Here is a 19,318-nt window from a genome sequence, read left to right as displayed (position 1 = left end):
GGGCTGGATCGCGGATGTTATCAAGCAAAAGCTGGGCCCGGCTAGATTGAGCTTTCTTATGCACAAAAATGCGGCGCGGGTGTGGTGCGCCGGTGCGTGGCAATGGCACGCTGCGCCGGAGGTGCGCTAGCGTGGTGCGCGGGCGCGGCCGGCTGGAGATGCAGATGCAGATGCAGATGCAGATGCAGATGCAGATGCAGCGAGGATTCGGGACTCATTCTGCTTAATCGTCACCTGAAAGCTGGCGCGAACGTTTTACTCATATCCACGAAGCCTTTATGCCGTTAGTTCGCGCCTTGATTTGCTGTATGCGCCTTAAGACTTTGCCCAACTAATTTCGCACCAGCTTCTTAAGCGAGACGCTTTAATTTTTATAGCTGGGAAGCAGAAATATTCGAAATAAAATTCAGAATAAATGCCCGCAGCCACCTCACTAAACCAAGACAGTACGGGTTGAAAAATCCCTTTAGCGTGACTAGGCCTGCAATTATTCACAGCCCGCTGGCAATCTTGCACTGGGGGTCCTGAATTTCCTCTGCCGATATGCCTTGCTCGGCCGTACCGGAAGCAACAAGAACAACAAATTTGTTGATGCCGACGTTGACCAATGCTGCACCGGTATATGCCATTTGTGTACCATCGGCCACAACCTTGCTATTAATCACCTGAAATAAATTTTCATTTCTTAGCTCATCCATATTGATTTTTTTAGAATAATAAATATGGCCATTAATTTTTTCAGGCAAGGCCCGCCATTCGCTATCAGCCTCATCAAAATTGACCCGAGCCAGCACTGCCCCCACCTCCTGGGAAAGACATGAAATATGAATATGCAACTGATCTTGCGAACGCGCATTGGCTGCATTAATGGCCAATGATATATTGCGCTCCGCCAGCGAACGCTCTAATGCCGAAGTTAAAAATGTCCGGGATTGCCACGCCAGATAAAAATAATTTAATGCCCCGCTACTTAGCAACTGGGCATCTTCTATACCGCTAATTTTTTGAACCGGCAAAAGCAAATAAGGATATTTCTCACCATCCACCTTATATATCGTGTAATTTTTATCGAGATCAACAAGGGCGCATGGCGCATAAACATCTTTATCAAGATAATTTTGCACGCATTGCAGATGTATTTTATTCCACAGAATATTCCGGTCTGCCGCACATGCATTCAGACCGATAAATATAAAAGCCAAAGCCATATATTTTAATACCCTCATTTAATCTCCCTTTATTAATTCAAATAAAGGCCAATAATAAATCTCAAAAATTGGCTGCGCAATCATTTGTTGAATTATTTATAGAGAAAAACCTCCAGCAACTTTCACCTTGCAGAGCTGTAGTGAATTTCTCAACTCATCTGCAATGGTCAAGTTATTTTAGGCAGGCAAACCACTTTATTAACTACCGGTTTCACCTCAAAGGCAGCGAACAACAGCGAGCCCAAAGCCGAGCACAAGCGCGAGATTGTGAAAATCCACGATGGATTAGCCGATATCGCGCTAAAACGCCAGACACTCTCCGTGCCACTCAGGCTTTTACACGCCAATGGGAACGAGCCAGACACGTCCGTTACCAAGACAGCACCCAAAGCAATAAAGCGCCCCAAAAATGTTTGCTTCAGGAAGCGATTCAGCAGAAAACACCGCCCGACTCATCAACGCATCAGGCATATCGAGACTCGCTGGACGCAGGCATCACCTCCCTCAGCTTCGGTGCATGGGCCTGCTCCAGATCAAACGCCTAATTTGGGATGCTATCTAGACACGCCATGCTAGTTTTGCCGCGCTTCGGCACCGCCGCCCCGGTTTCGCCCGGTGCAACAGCACACAACAGTGCCGCAGCAAGACTTAACCTAACTACCTTGATTAACCCGTTACTGGAGCAACAACGCCATGACACTATCCAAGCGCCTCACCGGCCTCACTACTTTGCCAGGCCGGACATTCAAAACGCTTCACCGGGTCGCCCTCGGTTTCGCTATCGTCGCGGGAGCCTGCGCACTTCCGGCTAGCGCCGCACCAACGACAGCCGCCGCGAGCGCCACGCCCGCCGTATTCAGCGAACTGCCCGAACAAAAGCCCTATCAGGCTGCCTGGAAAGCCATGCTGAAGAATGAGAAGCGCGTACCGAGCTGGATCAGCAAAGCGCGCAATGCCACAAGCTCGCCTTATTCGACCGCCAGGATTGGAAACGCCACCTACATCAGTGGTTCGATGTGCAAGCAACACGACTGCGGCAATAACCGCTTTCTCGGACTGTTCAGCGAAGACAAGCGCCAGGCATGGGGCCTGCAAGTTACCGTCAAAGACACGCCCGACGCCGTTAGCACGCCCAGCAAGTTCGCTACTTATCGCTGGTTTGGCAAGCCGGACGCCGCCCTCAAAACCTATCTGACAGATCAGCTCAAAACAGATCCAGACTGGAAGTAATTTCCCTGGCCGGCAGTACGCTGCCGGCCAGCATTACCCCCTGCTCCTTCATCGGCTTATCTGCCTGCCTGCTTGAAAGCACCATCAACATGACCACCCAAACAGCTCGCCCACGCTTCATGCTCTGCGCCCTTGGCATAGGGCTTGCGTCGCTCGCCAGCCTGACGGGCTGCTCAAAGGTGACCGGCAAACCCAAGCCGGAGAACGATCCTCTAGTCAAATATCAATGGCATCTGAAGAACACCGGCCAAGCGGTATTCAGCGATGTCCGGCCAGTGCCGGGAGTCGATCTGAACATGGGCACGCTGTTCGAACAGGGCATCACCGGCAAAGGCGTCACCGTCGGTCTGCTGGATCAGGGCATGGCAGATGCAGACCACGAAGACCTGGTGAACAACATGGTGCTGCCGCATGAGCACAACACCTCATCCCAGCCCGCCGTCACCATGCACGCTACGGCGGTGGCGGCCATCATCGCGGCCACGGCGGGCAACGGGAAAGGCGGCCGGGGTATCGCGCCCGATGCCAAAATCCTTGACCTGTCCGCCAACGTTCCCTCCAACACGCCCGCGCCACGTCTGGTTAACCGCCGCACGGACGATCAAGCACCGCTCTTTTTGCCGTATTCGCTCACCCAGATCCGGCACGACGACGCTCAACTGAGCAATCCTGAGCAGACCTTGATGTTCAAGGCGTCAGGCAATTCATTTCTGACGCTCGGGCCCAACACGACGCCCTCACTGTGTGCTGAGACCACGCGTGGTTCTGGTGTCGGTTGCGTCTCGGCAGGCGTTGATCTCGTCAACTCGAATCCGTTATCCGTGACCGTCGCGGCAGTCAATGCGCTGGGCCGCAAAAGCTCTTACTCAAGCACAGGCTCAGTGCTGTGGGTGTCTGGGCTCGGCGGCGAAGCCGGCTCACAACGCGCATACCGGCTGCAAAACGAAACGCCCGCTCAAGTGCAGCAGTTGCCAGCCGCCGCGTTTGAGCCCGGCATCGTGACGGCCGATGCACCGGGGTGTGACCAAGGCTTGCATCAAAGCGACAGTCATTTCAACGCACTCGACAATGGCAGCCACTCGGCCATTGACCCGCACTGCAACTACACCGCGCGTTTCAATGGCACAGCCGCCGCCACCCCAACCGTAACGGGCGTGGCAGCGCTGATGCTGCAGGTCAACCCCAAGCTGTCGTGGTGGGATATCAAATACATCCTGGCGAGCACGGCGAAAAAAATTGATCCCGACCGCACTGATCTTCGCTGGCAAAACATCACGCTGGACAGCGGCTGGGTCACTAACGCAGCGGGGCACGCGTTTAGCAACTGGTACGGCTTCGGCCTGGTCGACGCGACGCGCGCGGTCACTGTCGCCCAGCATTTCGCCCCCTTACCCGCACCGCGTTTTAGCGCATGGCAATCGTCGATCAGCAAGCCCGTGGCGATTCCGTATCGCAGCGGGAGCGACGGCTATTCGACGATTTCGCTGGATGACAACCTGCGATGCGACACCGTGCAAATCCGGCTTAAAACCACGCACAAGATCCCCGGCAATCTACGCGTCGCACTGGTGTCTCCTTCCGGCACGCGCAGCATTGTGCTGCCCGCACTCACGCTGCTGATGCCGGCACCAGACGGCTTCGTGATTGATCTGCTTGCCAGCAATGCATTCCTCGATGAAGCCTCCAAGGGCATCTGGAAACTTCAGGTGATGGACGTGCTCGACCCGTCATCCGATGGCAATGCAGTGGTGACGTCCTGGCAGATTCGCGTTCTGGGCCGCCCGGCATCGTAGATGCAGCAGCCTCCCGCGCAGCGGCCCCTGACTGGCCGCTGCGCCCTTATAATCCGGCATGACTTTTCTCCCGATCCCCTCTCTCTTCTCTTCCGCCCGCCTGCCAGCACCACACAGCGCCTCGCCACAACCGTGGTTCAACCGGTTTGCCCACCCCTCACTGCCGTCACCCTGTGACGTCCTCAGGACGCCAGCATGAAAGTTCCAAAGCGGCTCCTCCCCTTGCTCGAAGAAGGCCTGATTGACGAAGTCATTGGTCAGTTGATGAGTGGCAAGGAAGCGACGGTGTATGTCGTGCGCAGTGGTGACGCCACACGTTGCGCGAAGGTCTACAAAGATGCGAAGCAGCGCAGCTTTCGCCAGGCAACGTCTTATACGGAAGGACGCAAGGTCAAGAACAGCCGCCAGGCACGGGCGCTGCAAAAAGGCACACGCTACGGCCGCCAGATGCAGGAAGAGTTGTGGCAGAACGCGGAAGTCGATGCGTTGTTCCGCCTCGCCAATGCGGGAGTGCGGGTACCCCAGCCGTATATCTGCACGGATGGCGTGCTGCTAATGGAGCTAGTGCTCGATGAGGCCGGCGATGTTGCACCGCGCCTGAACGATGTCGCACTGACCGAAGCGCGCGCGCTGGAACTCCACGCGATGCTGCTCAACCAGGTGGTGCGCATGCTGTGCGCTGGAGTGATTCACGGCGACCTGTCGGAATACAACATCCTGCTGGCAGCAGACGGCCCGGTGATTATCGACTTGCCTCAGGCAGTGGATGCAGCGGGCAATAACGAAGCCGCCGCGATGCTCAAACGTGACGTCGATAACCTGGCGAGCTATTTTGGCCAGTTCGCGCCGCAGCTTCTCAGCGCGCGTTATGGCGAAGAAATCTGGCAGCGCTTCGAGGCCGGTGCATTACATGTCGAAACTGAACTGACGGGCCAGGTCGAAGCAGACACCACCCCAGTCGACCTGGAAAGCGTGCTGCACGAACTCGAAGAAACACGTCTGGAAGAAAACGAGCGGTTGCGCCGTTTGCAGGAATAACGTGGCGTAGCGCTACTACGTGCCATTGCGCTGGGTTGAGCTGGGCACAACTCAACCCAGCCCAGTCAATCAAACTGAATACAACGCGCCCGTTTCGGCCAGCACCTGGCGTGCCTGCACCAGGGTCGAACGCGCGGCACGCGCATCGGCAGCCACACGCAGCAGCGCCCCAAGCTGCGATGGCTCACGCAATAGCTCCCGCAACACTGGCAGCACAGCCGTGCTGCCATCGGGCAGCAAACCGGCCATCGCCGCTTTCGGCAACGTGCGCCAGGCTGGGTCCACAATCGTCCGGCATGCCGCGAATGGCAGCCCATGCGCTTGAGCCACCTCTGCCGCGATATACGACTCCATATCCACCGCATCTGCGCCGGTTACCCGATGCAGCGAGGTTTTATCCGCTGCGCTCAGCAAGGGCGCAATCGCGGCCAGCAGCAGGCCGCGTTGAGTCTTCCCGGCCAATGACGTCGCCATCAGCGCCGCCATCAAACGCGCCGACCACGCTGGATCGGTGGGGTAACGCCCTAACGGGCCTTCCACGGCATCCGCCACCAGCAGCGCGCCCGGTGCGAGTTCAGGTGACAGCCCCCCTGCTGTGCCAATACTGATGATGCCGCTACAGCCACGGGCCACCGCCTCGGCCAGAGCCTGCCTCAGCACCCCAGCCTGAACCCCATACACCACTTCGACGCCCTCGCCGCGCACGATCTGCGCTTCGAACGCCATCCCGGTGACGGCAATCAGCGGCAGCGCGGCCGTGGTGGATTGCTTGACGTTGGCTTGCGTCATCACAGGCCCACCGTCACGCGCACCGCACCATCGCGCTTCAAGTTGCGGTAGCGCGCCAGCGCCCAGAGCGGGAAAAATTTGCTGTAGCCGTGATAGCGCAGATAAAACACACGCGGAAACCCGGTCGCACTAAAACGGGTTTCATCCCACAACCCATGTGCCTGCTGTTGCTGCGTCAGATACGCGATGCCGCGCGCCACGGCGGGATGATTCACCGCGCCGGCGGCCATCAGCCCCAGCAGCGCCCAAGCGGTCTGTGAAGCGGTGCTCGGCGCGCGCTCATAACCGCGATAGTCGAGTTTGTAGCTCGCGCCATCTTCGCCCCAACCGCCGTCTTCGTTCTGAATCGACAGCAGCCATTGCAGCGCGCGCTGCATGCGCACATCGTCATGCGGCATCCCGGCGCTGTTCAGCGCGCACAGCGCCGTCCACGTGCCATAGATGTAATTCATGCCCCAGCGGCCATACCAGCTACCGTCGGCTTCCTGAGCCCGGAGCAGATACTCGAACGCACGCCGGGCAGGCTCGCTAGTCGCGGGCTGCTCGCCGAGTTGCGCCAGCATCGACAGGCAGCGGCCCGACACATCCGCAGTGGGTGGATCAAGCAGCGCGCCATGATCCGAGAACGGAATGTTGTTGAGATAAAACTGGGTATTTTCCGGCTCGAAGGCCCCCCAGCCACCGTCGCTGCTCTGCATCCCGACGACCCATTCGCGCGCGCGCGCAATCGCTTCACGGTCTATCTCAGAAGAGCTCAGTACAGCCGCACGATGCAGCGCCAGCGCCACGACTGCCGTGTCATCCACATCGGGGTAGTGCGGGTTCGCGTATTGGAAGGCCCAACCGCCAGGCCGGACCTCAGGCCGCCGCGAGATCCAGTCGCCGCGCACGTCGAGCACCTGGAGCGGGCGTAGCCATTGCAGCCCGCGCTGCACCGCTTGTTCAGCGCGCGGCGTCGCGGTTTCAAGCAACGCGTGCGCTGCCAGCGAGGTGTCCCATACCGGCGAAAGACAAGGCTGGCAATATGCTTCGTCATCCTTGATTACCAGCAGACGGTCGATAGCGCGGCGGGCCTGGGCACGCTGCGGATGATCTTCGGGATACCCCAGCACGTCGTACATCATGACCGCGTTGGCCATCGCCGGAAAAATCGCGCCAAGGCCATCTTCGCCATTCAGCCGTTCATCAACGAACGCGCGAGCGGCCTGGATCGCCCGCTCGCGCGTGTACGCCGGAAACAAGCCGTCAACCAGACGCAGCGTGCCATCCACCGCACCGAAGAAACGGAACCAGCCCTGATGCTGGTGCGCCGCGCGCGGCAGCAAACCCGTGGTCACCGGCGCACCGCGAAACAGCTCATCGAGCCGCACACCACGCGGATTACGCGCGACCGGACGCTTGGCATGCAGCACCAGCAGCGGCACGATCACGGTTCGCGCCCAGTACGACACTTTCGATAGATGAAACGGAAACCACTTGGGCAACAGCATGATCTCGGCAGGCATCATCGGCACCGCGTACCACGACACCACGCCATACAGCGCCAGCAAGATTCGCGTGAAAACGTTGACGGCTTCCGCACCACCGCTTTGCAAAATCGCCTCACGGGCCCGGCACATGTGCGGAGCATCAGGCGCGTCGCCAATCATCTTGAGTGCGAAATAAGCCTTGACGCTGGCACTCACGTCCATCGCGCCTTCAGCAAACAACGGCCAGCCGCCATCCGGCAGCTGAATGCGACGCAGATAGCGCGCGATCTTCTGTTCGAGTTCGAGGTTGGGAGCTTCGCCCAGATAGTGAACCAGCAGCACGTATTCAGATGGAATCGTCGCGTCGGCTTCAAGCTCGAAAACCCAATGGCCATCAGCGGACTGTGCTGCGAGCAACGCATCACTCGCGCGCTCGATGGCCTGCTCCAGGGTAGCGCTGTCCGTGCTGCCGCTGCCAGCGAGTGCGCTGGCAGCGGCGGACATGGCCAACGGGTCCGTATCAGGCGCGCTCAGCAATTCATTGCGCCACGCCACAGAAAGATCATTCATCGAGAGTCCATCGGTTCATTCAGCAGCAAATCCGCAGCCTTCTGGCCTGAGCGGATTGCTCCTTCGATCGTTGCGGGCAAGCCAGTGGCCGTCCAGTCACCAGCCAGCATTAAATTGCTCCAGCGGGTACGTGCCGCGGGGCGGCGCATTTCTTCCTGCGGCAACGCGGCAAAGGTCGCGCGTTTTTCTATCACGACCTGCCAGGCGGGCAGCGGCTCCAGCGCCAGGCCAGCGACCTGCGCTACTTCGGCCCAGACTAGCCTCGCCAGATCCTCGCGCGCTGTCTCCAGCAAACGGTCCGCGCCACTGATCGTCACCGAGAGGCGGCCGTCAAAAGCGAACAACCATTCGGCAGTGGCATTCACCAGACCGGTAAGCGGCGCGAGCCCTGGCGGCGGTTCAACCGCGAAATGCAAATTCACAATCGAGGAAAAACGCTGCGGCGTCTGAATGCCTGGCACCAGCATGTGCGCGATGTTGGGTGGCACAGCCAGCACCACGGCCTGACCGGGCTCAAGCACGATGCGTTGCTCGGCGAAATTCAACGCCTCGGCCCGCTGCGGCCCGCTTTCGCTGAATTCGATGTGCTTAAGCCGCGAGCCCAGCCGGATCGACGTGCCGCCATGCTGTAGCAGGCGTAGCGCCGGATCAATAAAGGCACTGCCCAAGCCATTGCGCGCCACCAGCGGGCGGCAAGCGGCACCACCAGCCGCAAGGGTTTCGCGCAGCACCGCCGCGGCAAGCTGGGCCGTGCCGTCACGTGGCTCGACATTCAGCACCGCAAGAAACAACGGGCGCAACAAGTGGTCCCACAGCACGCCATTGCAACGCATGGTTTGCGCCATCGTGCGGCCCGGCCGCGCGAGCAACAGCGGCGCCAGCGACAGATAATCTGCAGCCCGGGTGCCGGGCACGCGCGCGCCCGGATCGAAAATCCATCCAGGCAAGCGGCCCGGCGACAAGCGCACGGTCCAGCGCGCCTGCGTCGCCAGATTCATAAAGGCGAACTCCGGCTGCGCCGGGCCGACGAGTTGATCCGCCGCTCCAATCGCCCGGACGTAGTTGAGCGTCGCGTGATTCCCTGAGAGCACCAGATGATTGCCGTTGTCGATCGTCGCGCCCAGCGCCCGGTCGTAGTAAGAACGGCAACGGCCACCGGCCTGATTCGCGGCTTCGTGCAGCACAACCTGCGCGCCGCGGCGTTGCAGTTGAACCGCTGCGGCGAGCCCGGCAAGGCCCGCGCCTATCACATGAACGAGTTTTGACATCAGAAAAACATATAACGAGCGACGATCCACAGCAGCCGTGCGCGCGGCTTGCGGAGTTTCGTCCGGGGAGCGGCGAAACCGCGCCGCACGGTGCGCTCAAGCAGGCAGCGGTAAACCCCGGACATGATGCGTGGCGCACGCACCTGAGCGCGCGTGGCGGCATCCATCACACGCTCAGCGTGAGCAAAATGCTGCCGCGCCCGCTCCACCAGGCTCGCGCAGACGCGTGGCAACGCCGGATGCGCGGCAATCATGGCGGGGCTAGCCGGAGAAATGCCTTCACGTTCGAGCAATTCGAGGGGGAGATAACAGCGTTGAATCCCGGCGTCTTCGTCGATATCACGCAGGATGTTGGTAAGTTGCAGCGCCCGGCCGAGGTGATGCGACAGCTCAAGGCCAGCCGCTTCTGGCATCCCGAATATCCTCACCGATAGACGGCCTGCGGCACTGGCCACGCGATCGCAATAGAGATCAAGTGTGGCTTCGTCTGGCGCACAGATATCAGCAGCGGCGTCCATCGCCATGCCATCGATCATGGCGTGGAAATCGGCCCGCTGCAGCGCAAACCGCTGGATCTGCTGCGCTAGCGCGCGTAACGCGGCGGGGGGCACACCGGCATAGCAGGCGTCGATATCGGCCCGCCAGTGTTCGAGCTGTGCCTGGCGTTCGGCACGCGGCAAGGTGCTATCGGCAATGTCGTCGACCGCGCGGCAAAACGCATAAACCTGATACATCGCCTCGCGCTGGGCCGCGGGCAAAATCCGCATCGCCAGATAAAACGAGCTGCCGGATGTAACGGCAGCCGCGTGGGTAGTAGTGTCGTCTACGACAACATGGGTAACGGCCAAGACGATCTCCGCTGGGATGCTTGCTGGAAACGGCCACGTAAAACATGCCGACCCGCAGGGCAGGCTGCGCGCGGAGCACGCGCGGGAAAAAAATACACCGGCCAAGGGCCGGTGGAGACGGGCGAAAGTATAACAACCTTTGCAAGATATCGCTGTCCAGAAAGCCAGACCAGGAGGCTTTTCGCCTGTTCTGGCCTGCCTTCGCGCTGTTTTTCGCTGGCTTTTTACCGATGCCGCCACACCCCCTGTGGCCCACCCGCAAACGAGTTCCTGGCAGGCATCTCGTATGATGCTTGCTGGCTATCTCATTTTTACCCCCTGATTCCTCTCATACTTTTCCTTCTGCTGCCGTCATGACGCTCCCAGATCGGCTTCCCGAGGCACCTTCTCCGGCTTCACGGCCGAACACGTCACCGTATCCAGCGGTGCCGGAACAGAACTTCGCGGTCCGGCGCATTACGCTGATCGCCTTGCTGGTTGCGGCCATCGTGCTGCCTTGCATCTACGTCGCGGCCATGGCTTACAGCGACTGGCGTACGCGCGAAGCAGAAGCTACGGACATTGCGCTGCGCACCGTGCGGCTAGCCGAAGAACACGCGCTCAAAGTGTTCGACATGAACGATGCGCTCGTTGCCCGGATCATCGATCTCACCCAGGGATTGGATGACGCGGGCATCCGCCAGCATGAGGAAGCGATTCACGACAAACTACGCGCCATTGGCGGCGGCTATCCGCAAGTCGCCGCGCTGTCGATTTTCAGCCGCACCGGGACGCTGCTGGCCAGTAGCCGGAGCTATCCGGTGCCACCACGCTCCATCGCAGAGCGTGACGATTTCATCGGCATCCGTGATGGCAAGGTGCTCGAACATATTTCAAAAGTGATGATGGGCCCCGCCGCGCTCGAAAAAGTGTTCAACACCGGCGTCGCCCGGCGCACAGCAGATGGGCAATTTGCCGGCGTGGTCTCGGTGGCACTGCGGCCGTATTACTTCAGCGCGTTTTACCGTGAGCTGCTGGGCGATAACGACGGTCCGATGACGATGGGGCTAACGCGCACAGACGGTGCCATCCTGGCGCACTATCCAGCCCGCCCGGATCAACCCACGATGGCAGCTTCTAACTCGCCATTTGCGCATGCGCTGGCACAAGGTCAGCGCGCAGGCATTGTGCGGATGCGTTCGAGCATGGATGGCAGCCCGCTGATTCTGGCTTTTCGCCGCGTCGGCGCGTACCCGGTGTACGTTTCGAGCGGCTATCGCACCGCGGCGATCTGGAACGGCTGGTATCGCCATCTGAGTGTGCTGCTGCTGTCGATGTTCACGCCATCCATCGTGCTGTGGTGCGTGATCTGGCTTTCGCTCAAACGCCTCGCGGCAGAAAGGCAGGCGTGGGAAAGTTGGCAAGCCGAAGCATCCAAGCGCCGCTCGCTTGAATCGGCCTATCGCCAGTCGCGCAAGATGCAAGCGCTTGGCAACCTGGTGGGCAGCGTCGCCCATGATTTCAATAACCTGCTGATGATCGTCTCAGCCAACGTCCAGATCGTCCGGCGTCGTGCAGTGCCTGGGCTGGAGCGCGAGCTGTCCGCTATCGAGCGCGCGCTGAAAAGCGGCCAATCGCTGACGCGGCAGTTGCTAGGCGTGGCACGCAAGCAGCCGTTGCGCAGTGAGACCGTCAGCGTCGAGCGCTGGCTGCCCGCCTATCGTGAGCTGCTGCAAGCCTCACTCGGTGCCAAGATTTCGCTCGTGATGAACATCAGCGCTAACGTCTGGCCCATGCGGGTCGACGTCGCCGAATTTGAACTAGCGCTGATCAACATTGCCATCAATGCACGCGATGCGATGCCACACGGCGGACGCTTTACCGTGCGCGCCAGCAACCTGAATTTCCGCGAAGAAGATGGTTTTCCGCTAACCGGCGAGTTCGTCCTGATCGCACTGGAAGACACGGGTGTCGGCATGCCTGCCGACGTGCTGGCACGCGCCTTCGAGCCACTCTTCACCACCAAGCCCAAAGGCATGGGAACCGGGCTCGGCCTGCCGCAGGTTTTCGCTTTTTGCGAACGCTCCGGTGGCCTGGCCGCTATCGACAGCGCCACCGGAGCAGGCACCTCGGTACATTTGTATCTGCCGCGCGCGGCAGAACTTCAGATCGCGCCTCAAGCACCTCCTGTTACTACCGCCAGCCAGCCACAACGGGGCTTGCGCATCATGCTGGTGGAAGACAACGACGAAGTGGCTGCCGGCACAGAGGCGCTGCTCCAGATGATGGGTCATCAGGTCAGCGTCATCGCCAACGCCGATCTCGCGCTCCAGCGCTTTGCGGCATGCCAGGAATCTGGCGCAGCGGCACCCTTCGATCTGGTGATCTCCGATATTCATATGCCCGGCACGATGAACGGCATTGATCTGGCAGAAGCCATGCAGGCGCTCGAAAACCGCCTGCCGGTGATTCTGGTCACGGGTTACGCCGAAGAAATTGAACGCGCACGTCATGTCGGAGTACGAGTGCTGTCTAAACCGTTTGATATCGCACTGCTCGAACAAATGCTGCAGTCGATCCAGCGGGAGGTGCCCGAACCGGATCGAACCGTCCATGGGGCATGAAACAGACGTGACGGTTTATCGCGCATGAATTACACGGCTTTGTAAAAGCATCCGGGCTACATGCGGCATGCGCTATGGAACACCCTATGCTGACAAACCATGGCCGCGCTGGCACGCTGATTGCTGTAGAGACGCATATCGCTGCTGTATGAAATGAAATAACCGGATGCTGGCCGTCTTGCCGCATGCTCAACGCACCCCCTGGAGGTTTCGATGCGACACACCGTAATTGGCCTGTTCGATACCCTCGCGCATGCGCAAACCGCCCAGGCCGCGTTGCTGCAGACCGGCTTTGGCGCAGACGATATCGTCGTGCAAACCAGCGCCGGACTCGCAGCCGAAGCGCCCGCCGACCGCCCGGGCATGCTCGCGGATATCGAGCGTTTTCTGGCCAGCCTGTTTGCCGCAGGCCCGCGCCAGACGGAAGCGCAGCGTTACATGGAAGCCGTGCGGCGCGGTGCGGTTTTGCTCTACGTCGATACCGCAAACGAAGCGCAAACCGATCTGGCCCGCAGCACACTCACCCATCTTGGCGCGACCGATATTGGCGAGCGCACACCGGAATGGGATGTGCTCCAGCCCGGGCCCGATCCGGCACGCGAACACTCGATACTGGACGAGCTTGGCATTGGTGCGCTTCTACGCCCATCCGCTGGCGCGGTGGCTTCTGCGTCTGGGGTTGCGCCGGTGTCTGAGCCGGCACACGAGACTTTTTCTTCCACCGCAACACCCGTTTCGCCTGATGAGCTTCCTGCCGCCGCGCCCACCACTACGGCCATTGCAGCTGGGGCAGTTGCCGGGTTAGGTGCGGTGTTTCAGCCAGCACCGCCACAAGCTGAAAAAGCTCCTGTTGAAGCTACTCAAGAGACGCTGCAAAGCGGCCAGATCCCCGATGAATTTCTGGAATACGAAGAAGATTTTCGCGGTCACTACGACACGCAATATGCTGGTGAAAGCGCACGCTACGAAGATTACGTTTCGGCCTATCGCTATGGCGCAACCATCGCCCAGGATCACCGGTACCAGGCCCAGCTATGGGATGAGGTCGAGCCACACGTTCAGCGGGAATGGGAACACACGTTGCCCGGCAGCGGGACGTGGGAGAAAGTAAAAGCGGCGGTTCGGCATGGCTGGGAACGAGCAAGCACTCACCGCACAAACGGATAACTGGGCGGGTGGTGCAAACAAAACGGTGCGTCTGGAGTTAAGCCCAGACGCACCGTTTTTTTCATGCGTCAGTGACTTGACGCTGATTCATACGCCATGCTGTTTGACCCATGACACGTAGCGGGTCATGAAGGATTGCAGGAATTTCCGAGTGTCATCGTTCACGATATTGCCGGAATCATCAATCTGGGCAGCATTGTGTTTAATGAACATTTCTGGCTGCGCCAGCGTGGAAACATCCAGATAAGCCAGCACGTTACGCAGATGCTGCTGCGACAGCGCCGTGCCTACCGCCCCCGGCGAGGTGCCCGCGATCGCACCCGGTTTGCCTGCCCATGCATTTTTACCCCAAGGGCGTGAACCCCAGTCCAGTGCATTTTTCAGCACTCCGGGAATCGAACGGTTGTACTCGGGCGTGACAAAAAGCAGGCCACTGGCTGCTTCTATTTTTTGCTTGAACTGACGCGCGACCTCAGGAAAGTTGGCATCGTAATCCTGGCTATATAGCGGCAAGGTGCCAATCTCGACAAAATCAAACGAAAAATCAGCTGGTGCCAGCGAAGTTAAAGCCCGAGCGAGCTGCTTATTAATCGAATCTTGTCGAATGGAGCCCACAATAACGGCGATGTTGTAAGCCATGATTTCGGTTCCTTGATAAACGCGCCAGGCGCGAAAAGAGTGACCCCACGGGCCAGGTAATGAATCTCATGCGCCGCCATTCAAACATAAATCGTCTTACTTTTGAGGTGGAGTTTTAGCTTTAGGGGCAATGAAGTGTGCCCAAACCCGTCGCCATCTGTCTGTCACGGTTTCGAATCAGCCGATCTGTATCTAGGGGTTTGTCTGCGATGGCATTTGCTCAGCGGCTATTCAGCTAGCGAAAAATTGCACACGCGGCGAGAGGCTTTGCTCCGCGTTATTGATGCAACGGTAGTACCTGTTGCTGCTAGCGGACTCGCAAGCAACAGATGGCCGGTGGCTGCTGGATGGCCGCATGCTGCCAAGCGCCTCAGACACCATAGGAAAACGCCTAGCCATGGGAGCAAGAAGCACGACGCACAATAAGCGTTACAACTCTTTTATGAACGAGCTGGGTTTCATCCAGGTCTTAAACAGGACAAATGCCAGACAAACATCACATTAAAGGGGGACATATGGACTATCCAGCTGGTTCAAACCGAGCATCACGCGACAAAAAAGCCGAATTAGATCTTGCCGATGAGACACGTGCGAAACAACGCAAGCAAGATGCTAAGCATATTGATTCGAAAGCCAGCAAATGGCGTTATCAACCGGTGCCACACGGAACAAAAACACCTTATTAGATCTGGAGCCTTTGCCGGCCGAATGATTCTGATTTCTGAAAATGGATGAAAGCGCTGAGGTTATCTCAGCGCTTTTTTTATGGCTTTAACGAGAGCCGACTGCTGCCATGAATTCGAGCGTTATTTTTCAATAACCTTCATTCAAGGCAGCGCCATTAGTTATTTATTCAAAAAGAATTTTTATATTTTCTGCTGGACGCCCAATCACGGCTCGTCCAGCGTGCACGACAATTGGACGTTGAAGTAATACAGGGTGCTGCGCTATCGCCTGAAAAAGCGCGTCATCGGTTGTCTCCAGATAATCCAGATGTAGTTCCGTATAAGGCGCTTCATCAGTTCGAATCATCTCTCGCACAGGACATCCCAACATCTGCCTGATCTCTCGAAGTTGCTGGACGGTTAATGGCGTGGAAAGGTAATCGACAACCTCAACAGGCTCATTATCCTTATTGAAAACTGTCGTGATTAGCTCATACGCCTGTCTGGATTTTGAGCATCGTGGATTGTGATAGATCGTAATCATAGGTCCTGAAATTACAGAGTTAACGTGGTTTGAATAAGTGGCGAGGCGAAGAGAGCCGAAGGATAACAACGTGTTCTCTAGATGCTGTCAACACCGCAGTGACGGCCAAAATATGAATGAACAACCACCGTTACAGCGCCAGCACCGTCCATCCTGACTTGTTACTTGTTCGTTCCCGCATCTGATGCCCCATCAGCTCCGCACGAGACGTGCGTGCTGTCTTTATGCGCATAAACCACCCTAGCCAAATGGCTAGCGCTCAATATATTTATTAAAAATATTTATAAATATGGGTTGATGGCGTAAAATTCAAAAATTCCGAAATTAAGGGGAGAAAAGTGTCAGCAGAAATTATTGCGGTAACTCAGCAAAAAGGCGGCGTTGGAAAAAGCACAATTGCCATGCATCTTGGCGCGGCCTTTCATGAAAAAGGAAAGCGCGTTCTGGTAGTCGACGCAGATGGCCAAAACACTCTCGTGCAATGGGCCAGCGCTTCATCCGAAGGCGAGTCGGGCATTCCTTTCCCGGTCATCAACCTCGCCGAAGCTGGTGGACAAATTCACCGCGAGATCAAAAAATTCGTCGCTGACTACGACATCATCGTCGTCGATTGCCCCCCATCTATTACCGAAAAAGTCTCAGGCGTCGTGCTACTCGCAGCATCGGTCGCAGTAATTCCCACCTCATCGTCGCCAGCGGATTATTGGTCCAGCATCGGTCTGGTCAAACTGATCCAGCAAGCACAGGTGATGAACGAAGATCTACGTGCCGTGTTCCTGCTGAATAAAACCGAAGAAAAGCGGATGCTCACGCGTGAATTGAAACGCGCCCTGGAAGAACTCGGCTTCCCACTACTTAAAACGCAAATCCCTACGCGTGAGGCGTACAAGCAAGCCATGGCACTCGGCCAAACGGTACTGCAGATGAACGACCGTGGAGCCAAACTCGCTAGTCTTGAAATTCGGGCCTGTGCCGAAGAAATCGCCACGTTGCTCCCTGAATTTATGCGCATAAAGGACCCTGAATGAAGCCCTCCCAATTCGCTAAAGGCTTTCAGCCACGCCCCGATACCACCAGCAGCGAAAAACGCACCGCGCTTGATCGTCTCAACGCAATCGATGAGATCGTTGAGAAAAGCAATGCCGCCGTAGCACCCGCCGCTTCACCTACGGCCAACGTGTCAGCCGCAGCTAAAACCGAAGAAACAGAAATAACCGACGAATCGGCTCATTACCGGGCATGGCGGCGGGAACATCACTACCAACCGGGACAGATAATTGAACTGGCACTCAAGTCCATCAAAGCCAGTCCATTTAATCCACGGCATTTTTATCTGAAATCATCTATTGCCGATCTGGCGGTGAACCTGTCAAAGCAGGGCCAACAACAGGCCATTCATGTGATTCCTGATTACGACAACCCAGGCACTTACTACGTGAGCGATGGTGGCCGGCGCGTGCGTGCTCTTAAGGAAGCCAACAAAGAGTGGGTAAAGGCCATCGTCATTGATCTGCCTATCGGAATACAAAGCTACAAATTGGGCTATGACCTCAATGTGCAGCGCGATTCACAAACGGTCTTTGATAATGCGGTCGTGTGGAAAATGTTTCTGGAAGAAAAACATTTTCAAAGCCAGAAAGAGTTGGCAGAGCATCTTAATCTTGATGAATCCACCATCGCGGTTGCGTTATCCATCGCCAAACTTCCTGAAGTTGTTATGCACGAGATGGTTTCCCGGCCAGACCGCTTCGGCTCGAACATGGCTTATCAGGTTGGCCGCTACCATTCCGTTCGAGGTGCCGACGCGACATTGCGTTTAATCAACAAGATTTTGTCGGACGATCTCAGCACACGCCAGGTCGCGGATATCGTTAAAGGCAGGGCAAGCGCCCAGGGCACCATCAAGCCATCCAGTCGCCAACGCTATGCGCAACGTCTGGAGATCAAGCTGGAGGGCAGAGCGGCAGGGGATCTGAAGTCATACGGCGATGACCGTATTGAACTGAAACTCAAGGGGCTTTCGCGGGAAAAACGCGACGACATCTTGCGGCAAATCGAGCAAATCTTGCTCGCAACATAACGTTGAAATCGCCATAACTAAAGCCCGGCCCGGGCGGCAAGAAAAAGCTTATGTCGCCCGTGACTGGCTCAAGGTGAACGCGAGCAAATCGCCATCTGTCGGACTGCCCCAGGTTTTGCGGGCAAGCCAGTCAAAAAAGGCCGTTTCGGCCAGCTTCGATTCCAGCCCTCGTTTGCGCCAGTCGTCCCGCATATGAGCGCCCAGGTCAGGAAGCTCATCGTCCTCAAACGACCGCCGCGCGACCTCCTGCTCACTCGTTCCCTGCTCTTCGTAAAGCGCCCGCGCTTCCTTGCGCCGAAACACCGCGTATTCGCCCAGGAGCCGCGCCTTCAACTCATCAGTTGGCACGGCCGCAATCGCAGCGGCAGGTTTGGTGCCCGCGGCCGGTGCTTCTACTTCGGCAGGCGGTGCATAGCCCTTTTTCAATGCGTCCTTGAACAGCGCCGGAGCACTGCGCACCGTTGGCAACGTCGTGCTACGCATCCGCTGCTCAGTCATCTGCAACGCCGCGCGAATGCGATTTTCTTCGCTATCGGCATACAGCGTCTGCGCTTCCTTTAATGGAATGCCGATCTTGACCATGCGGTCGACCAGCGTGCTATCAAAAACGTTGGGATGCTCGTCGAGCGCGAGCATCGGCTGCTTGCGCTCGGTCACCCGAAACTGGATCTCCGCCACGCGCCGGCCTTCACGATGCTCAATCAGTTCGACAAAGATGTTCGTCACCGCATTGACTTCGGCAATGGCTGGCCGCAGGTAGTCGCGCTTGAAATATTTATATTCGCGTTTGACTTCATCACCCGCTTCCGTATCAGGCGTGCCGGACAGGATAGGACGCCACCACTCCCACGCTTCGCGCATCGTCAGGTGGCTAGGATTTGTCAGGTAACGCACGCAGATTTCGTAGAGCGCAAGGCCCGCGCTACTACGCAACTGACTTTGAAACTGCAGGCTCAGGCGCGCGTACTGAACCGGGTCGAGCAGCTTTTTCTTGATTTTGGGAGCAAATGAAAACTCAACCCAGACCCGCCGCGTAGCCGGATCTTCCAGAATTTCCGCATCGGCGATCAGCGTGGAAATACCCCATTTCCGGCCCGGCTTCTGACTTGAGGTACCCGTACTCCATTCGACCTGCACCGACACCATCCGGCGCAAATGCTCTTTGACGAGCGCGGTGTCATTCGAATCAAACGCTGAATTGGCGACGATATCGGACAATAACGCACGATAGGTGTCGCCAGAATCATCTGCCTGCTGGGCGACAGCAAGCAGAACATTGAACAATTTGCGGGTGAGCAGCGTAATTTTGCCGCTTTTCGGCTGAATGGCGATTGCCTCGACGGCTTTGCGCAATTCTGCTGAGCTGGGGCTCACGACATCAGTCTTTTTCGCGCGCTTCGTGGCCAT

17 protein-coding genes are annotated in these 19,318 nt (G+C 57.8%); 8 read left to right on the top strand and 9 right to left on the bottom strand.

Features of this window, described 5'->3' with window-relative positions; genetic code table 11:
- Nucleotides 1-56: 56 nt before the first annotated feature.
- Entirely contained in the window at nucleotides 57-218 is a 162-nt protein-coding gene (locus GH656_RS14065; protein ID WP_153076706.1) for a hypothetical protein, read from the bottom strand.
- 273 nt (nucleotides 219-491) lie between these two features.
- Nucleotides 492-1,226 carry a CDP-diacylglycerol diphosphatase gene (locus tag GH656_RS14060; protein WP_153076705.1) on the bottom strand — a complete coding sequence of 245 codons (735 nt, stop codon included), beginning with the start codon at nucleotides 1,224-1,226 and terminating at the stop codon, nucleotides 492-494.
- Nucleotides 1,227-1,901: 675 nt separating this feature from the next.
- Between GH656_RS14060 and GH656_RS14055 the strand changes: the two genes are divergently transcribed.
- The 3 genes from GH656_RS14055 to GH656_RS14045 all read left to right on the top strand — a co-directional run bounded on the left by GH656_RS14055 (nucleotide 1,902) and on the right by GH656_RS14045 (nucleotide 5,269).
- A complete protein-coding gene (locus tag GH656_RS14055; RefSeq protein ID WP_153076704.1) occupies nucleotides 1,902-2,438 on the top strand; it encodes an inhibitor of vertebrate lysozyme family protein in 537 nt (178 codons plus the stop codon).
- An 89-nt stretch (nucleotides 2,439-2,527) separates the two neighbouring features.
- Entirely contained in the window at nucleotides 2,528-4,231 is a 1,704-nt protein-coding gene (locus GH656_RS14050; protein WP_153076703.1) for a S8 family serine peptidase, read from the top strand.
- Between the two features lie 195 nt (nucleotides 4,232-4,426).
- Complete coding sequence (locus tag GH656_RS14045) at nucleotides 4,427-5,269, top strand: PA4780 family RIO1-like protein kinase (RefSeq protein WP_153076702.1); 843 nt, start codon at nucleotides 4,427-4,429, stop codon at nucleotides 5,267-5,269.
- A 69-nt stretch (nucleotides 5,270-5,338) separates the two neighbouring features.
- Here the strand turns inward: GH656_RS14045 and GH656_RS14040 are convergent, their stop codons facing one another.
- The 4 genes from GH656_RS14040 to hpnD are packed head-to-tail and all read right to left on the bottom strand — an operon-like array spanning nucleotide 5,339 to nucleotide 10,213.
- Complete coding sequence (locus GH656_RS14040; protein ID WP_153076701.1) at nucleotides 5,339-6,058, bottom strand: phosphorylase; 720 nt, start codon at nucleotides 6,056-6,058, stop codon at nucleotides 5,339-5,341.
- Complete coding sequence (shc, locus tag GH656_RS14035; RefSeq protein ID WP_153076700.1) at nucleotides 6,058-8,097, bottom strand: squalene--hopene cyclase; 2,040 nt, start codon at nucleotides 8,095-8,097, stop codon at nucleotides 6,058-6,060. The genes GH656_RS14040 and shc overlap by 1 nt, the downstream gene beginning before the upstream one ends.
- Nucleotides 8,094-9,365: a hydroxysqualene dehydroxylase HpnE gene (gene hpnE, locus GH656_RS14030; protein WP_153076699.1), complete on the bottom strand. Its 1,272-nt coding sequence runs from the start codon at nucleotides 9,363-9,365 to the stop codon at nucleotides 8,094-8,096. Before hpnE ends, shc begins: the two co-directional genes overlap by 4 nt.
- On the bottom strand, nucleotides 9,365-10,213 hold the full coding sequence (gene hpnD, locus GH656_RS14025) for a presqualene diphosphate synthase HpnD (RefSeq protein ID WP_153076698.1): 849 nt from the start codon (nucleotides 10,211-10,213) through the stop codon (nucleotides 9,365-9,367). The genes hpnE and hpnD overlap by 1 nt, the downstream gene beginning before the upstream one ends.
- A gap of 353 nt (nucleotides 10,214-10,566) precedes the next feature.
- Between hpnD and GH656_RS14020 the strand changes: the two genes are divergently transcribed.
- Together GH656_RS14020 and GH656_RS14015 are read left to right on the top strand one after the other, a co-directional pair.
- Entirely contained in the window at nucleotides 10,567-12,816 is a 2,250-nt protein-coding gene (locus tag GH656_RS14020) for a hybrid sensor histidine kinase/response regulator (RefSeq protein ID WP_153076697.1), read from the top strand.
- A gap of 213 nt (nucleotides 12,817-13,029) precedes the next feature.
- Nucleotides 13,030-13,983 carry a hypothetical protein gene (locus tag GH656_RS14015; RefSeq protein WP_153076696.1) on the top strand — a complete coding sequence of 318 codons (954 nt, stop codon included), beginning with the start codon at nucleotides 13,030-13,032 and terminating at the stop codon, nucleotides 13,981-13,983.
- A gap of 87 nt (nucleotides 13,984-14,070) precedes the next feature.
- Here the strand turns inward: GH656_RS14015 and GH656_RS14010 are convergent, their stop codons facing one another.
- The gene (locus GH656_RS14010; protein ID WP_153076695.1) at nucleotides 14,071-14,622 is read right to left on the bottom strand and encodes an NADPH-dependent FMN reductase; all 552 of its coding nucleotides are present in this window, start codon (nucleotides 14,620-14,622) and stop codon (nucleotides 14,071-14,073) included.
- A 515-nt stretch (nucleotides 14,623-15,137) separates the two neighbouring features.
- On the opposite strand from GH656_RS14010, the gene GH656_RS17810 reads away from it, so the two are divergent.
- A complete protein-coding gene (locus GH656_RS17810; RefSeq protein ID WP_174769787.1) occupies nucleotides 15,138-15,308 on the top strand; it encodes a hypothetical protein in 171 nt (56 codons plus the stop codon).
- A gap of 163 nt (nucleotides 15,309-15,471) precedes the next feature.
- Here the strand turns inward: GH656_RS17810 and arsC are convergent, their stop codons facing one another.
- Nucleotides 15,472-15,831, bottom strand: a complete 360-nt coding sequence (gene arsC / locus GH656_RS14005) for an arsenate reductase (glutaredoxin) (protein ID WP_153076694.1) — start codon at nucleotides 15,829-15,831, stop codon at nucleotides 15,472-15,474.
- Nucleotides 15,832-16,169: 338 nt separating this feature from the next.
- On the opposite strand from arsC, the gene parA reads away from it, so the two are divergent.
- A complete protein-coding gene (parA, locus tag GH656_RS14000; RefSeq protein ID WP_153076693.1) occupies nucleotides 16,170-16,859 on the top strand; it encodes a ParA family partition ATPase in 690 nt (229 codons plus the stop codon).
- Entirely contained in the window at nucleotides 16,856-17,911 is a 1,056-nt protein-coding gene (locus GH656_RS13995; protein WP_153076692.1) for a ParB/RepB/Spo0J family partition protein, read from the top strand. Before parA ends, GH656_RS13995 begins: the two co-directional genes overlap by 4 nt.
- A gap of 48 nt (nucleotides 17,912-17,959) precedes the next feature.
- On the opposite strand, the gene GH656_RS13990 is transcribed toward GH656_RS13995, so the two are convergent.
- Nucleotides 17,960-19,318 (bottom strand): replication initiation protein (locus GH656_RS13990; RefSeq protein WP_153076691.1); only part of this gene is annotated, 1,359 nt, incomplete at its 5' end.

It is taken from the genome of Paraburkholderia bonniea, assembly GCF_009455625.1.
Taxonomy (GTDB): domain Bacteria; phylum Pseudomonadota; class Gammaproteobacteria; order Burkholderiales; family Burkholderiaceae; genus Paraburkholderia; species Paraburkholderia bonniea.
This window is presented reverse-complemented; position numbering and strand designations above follow the sequence as displayed.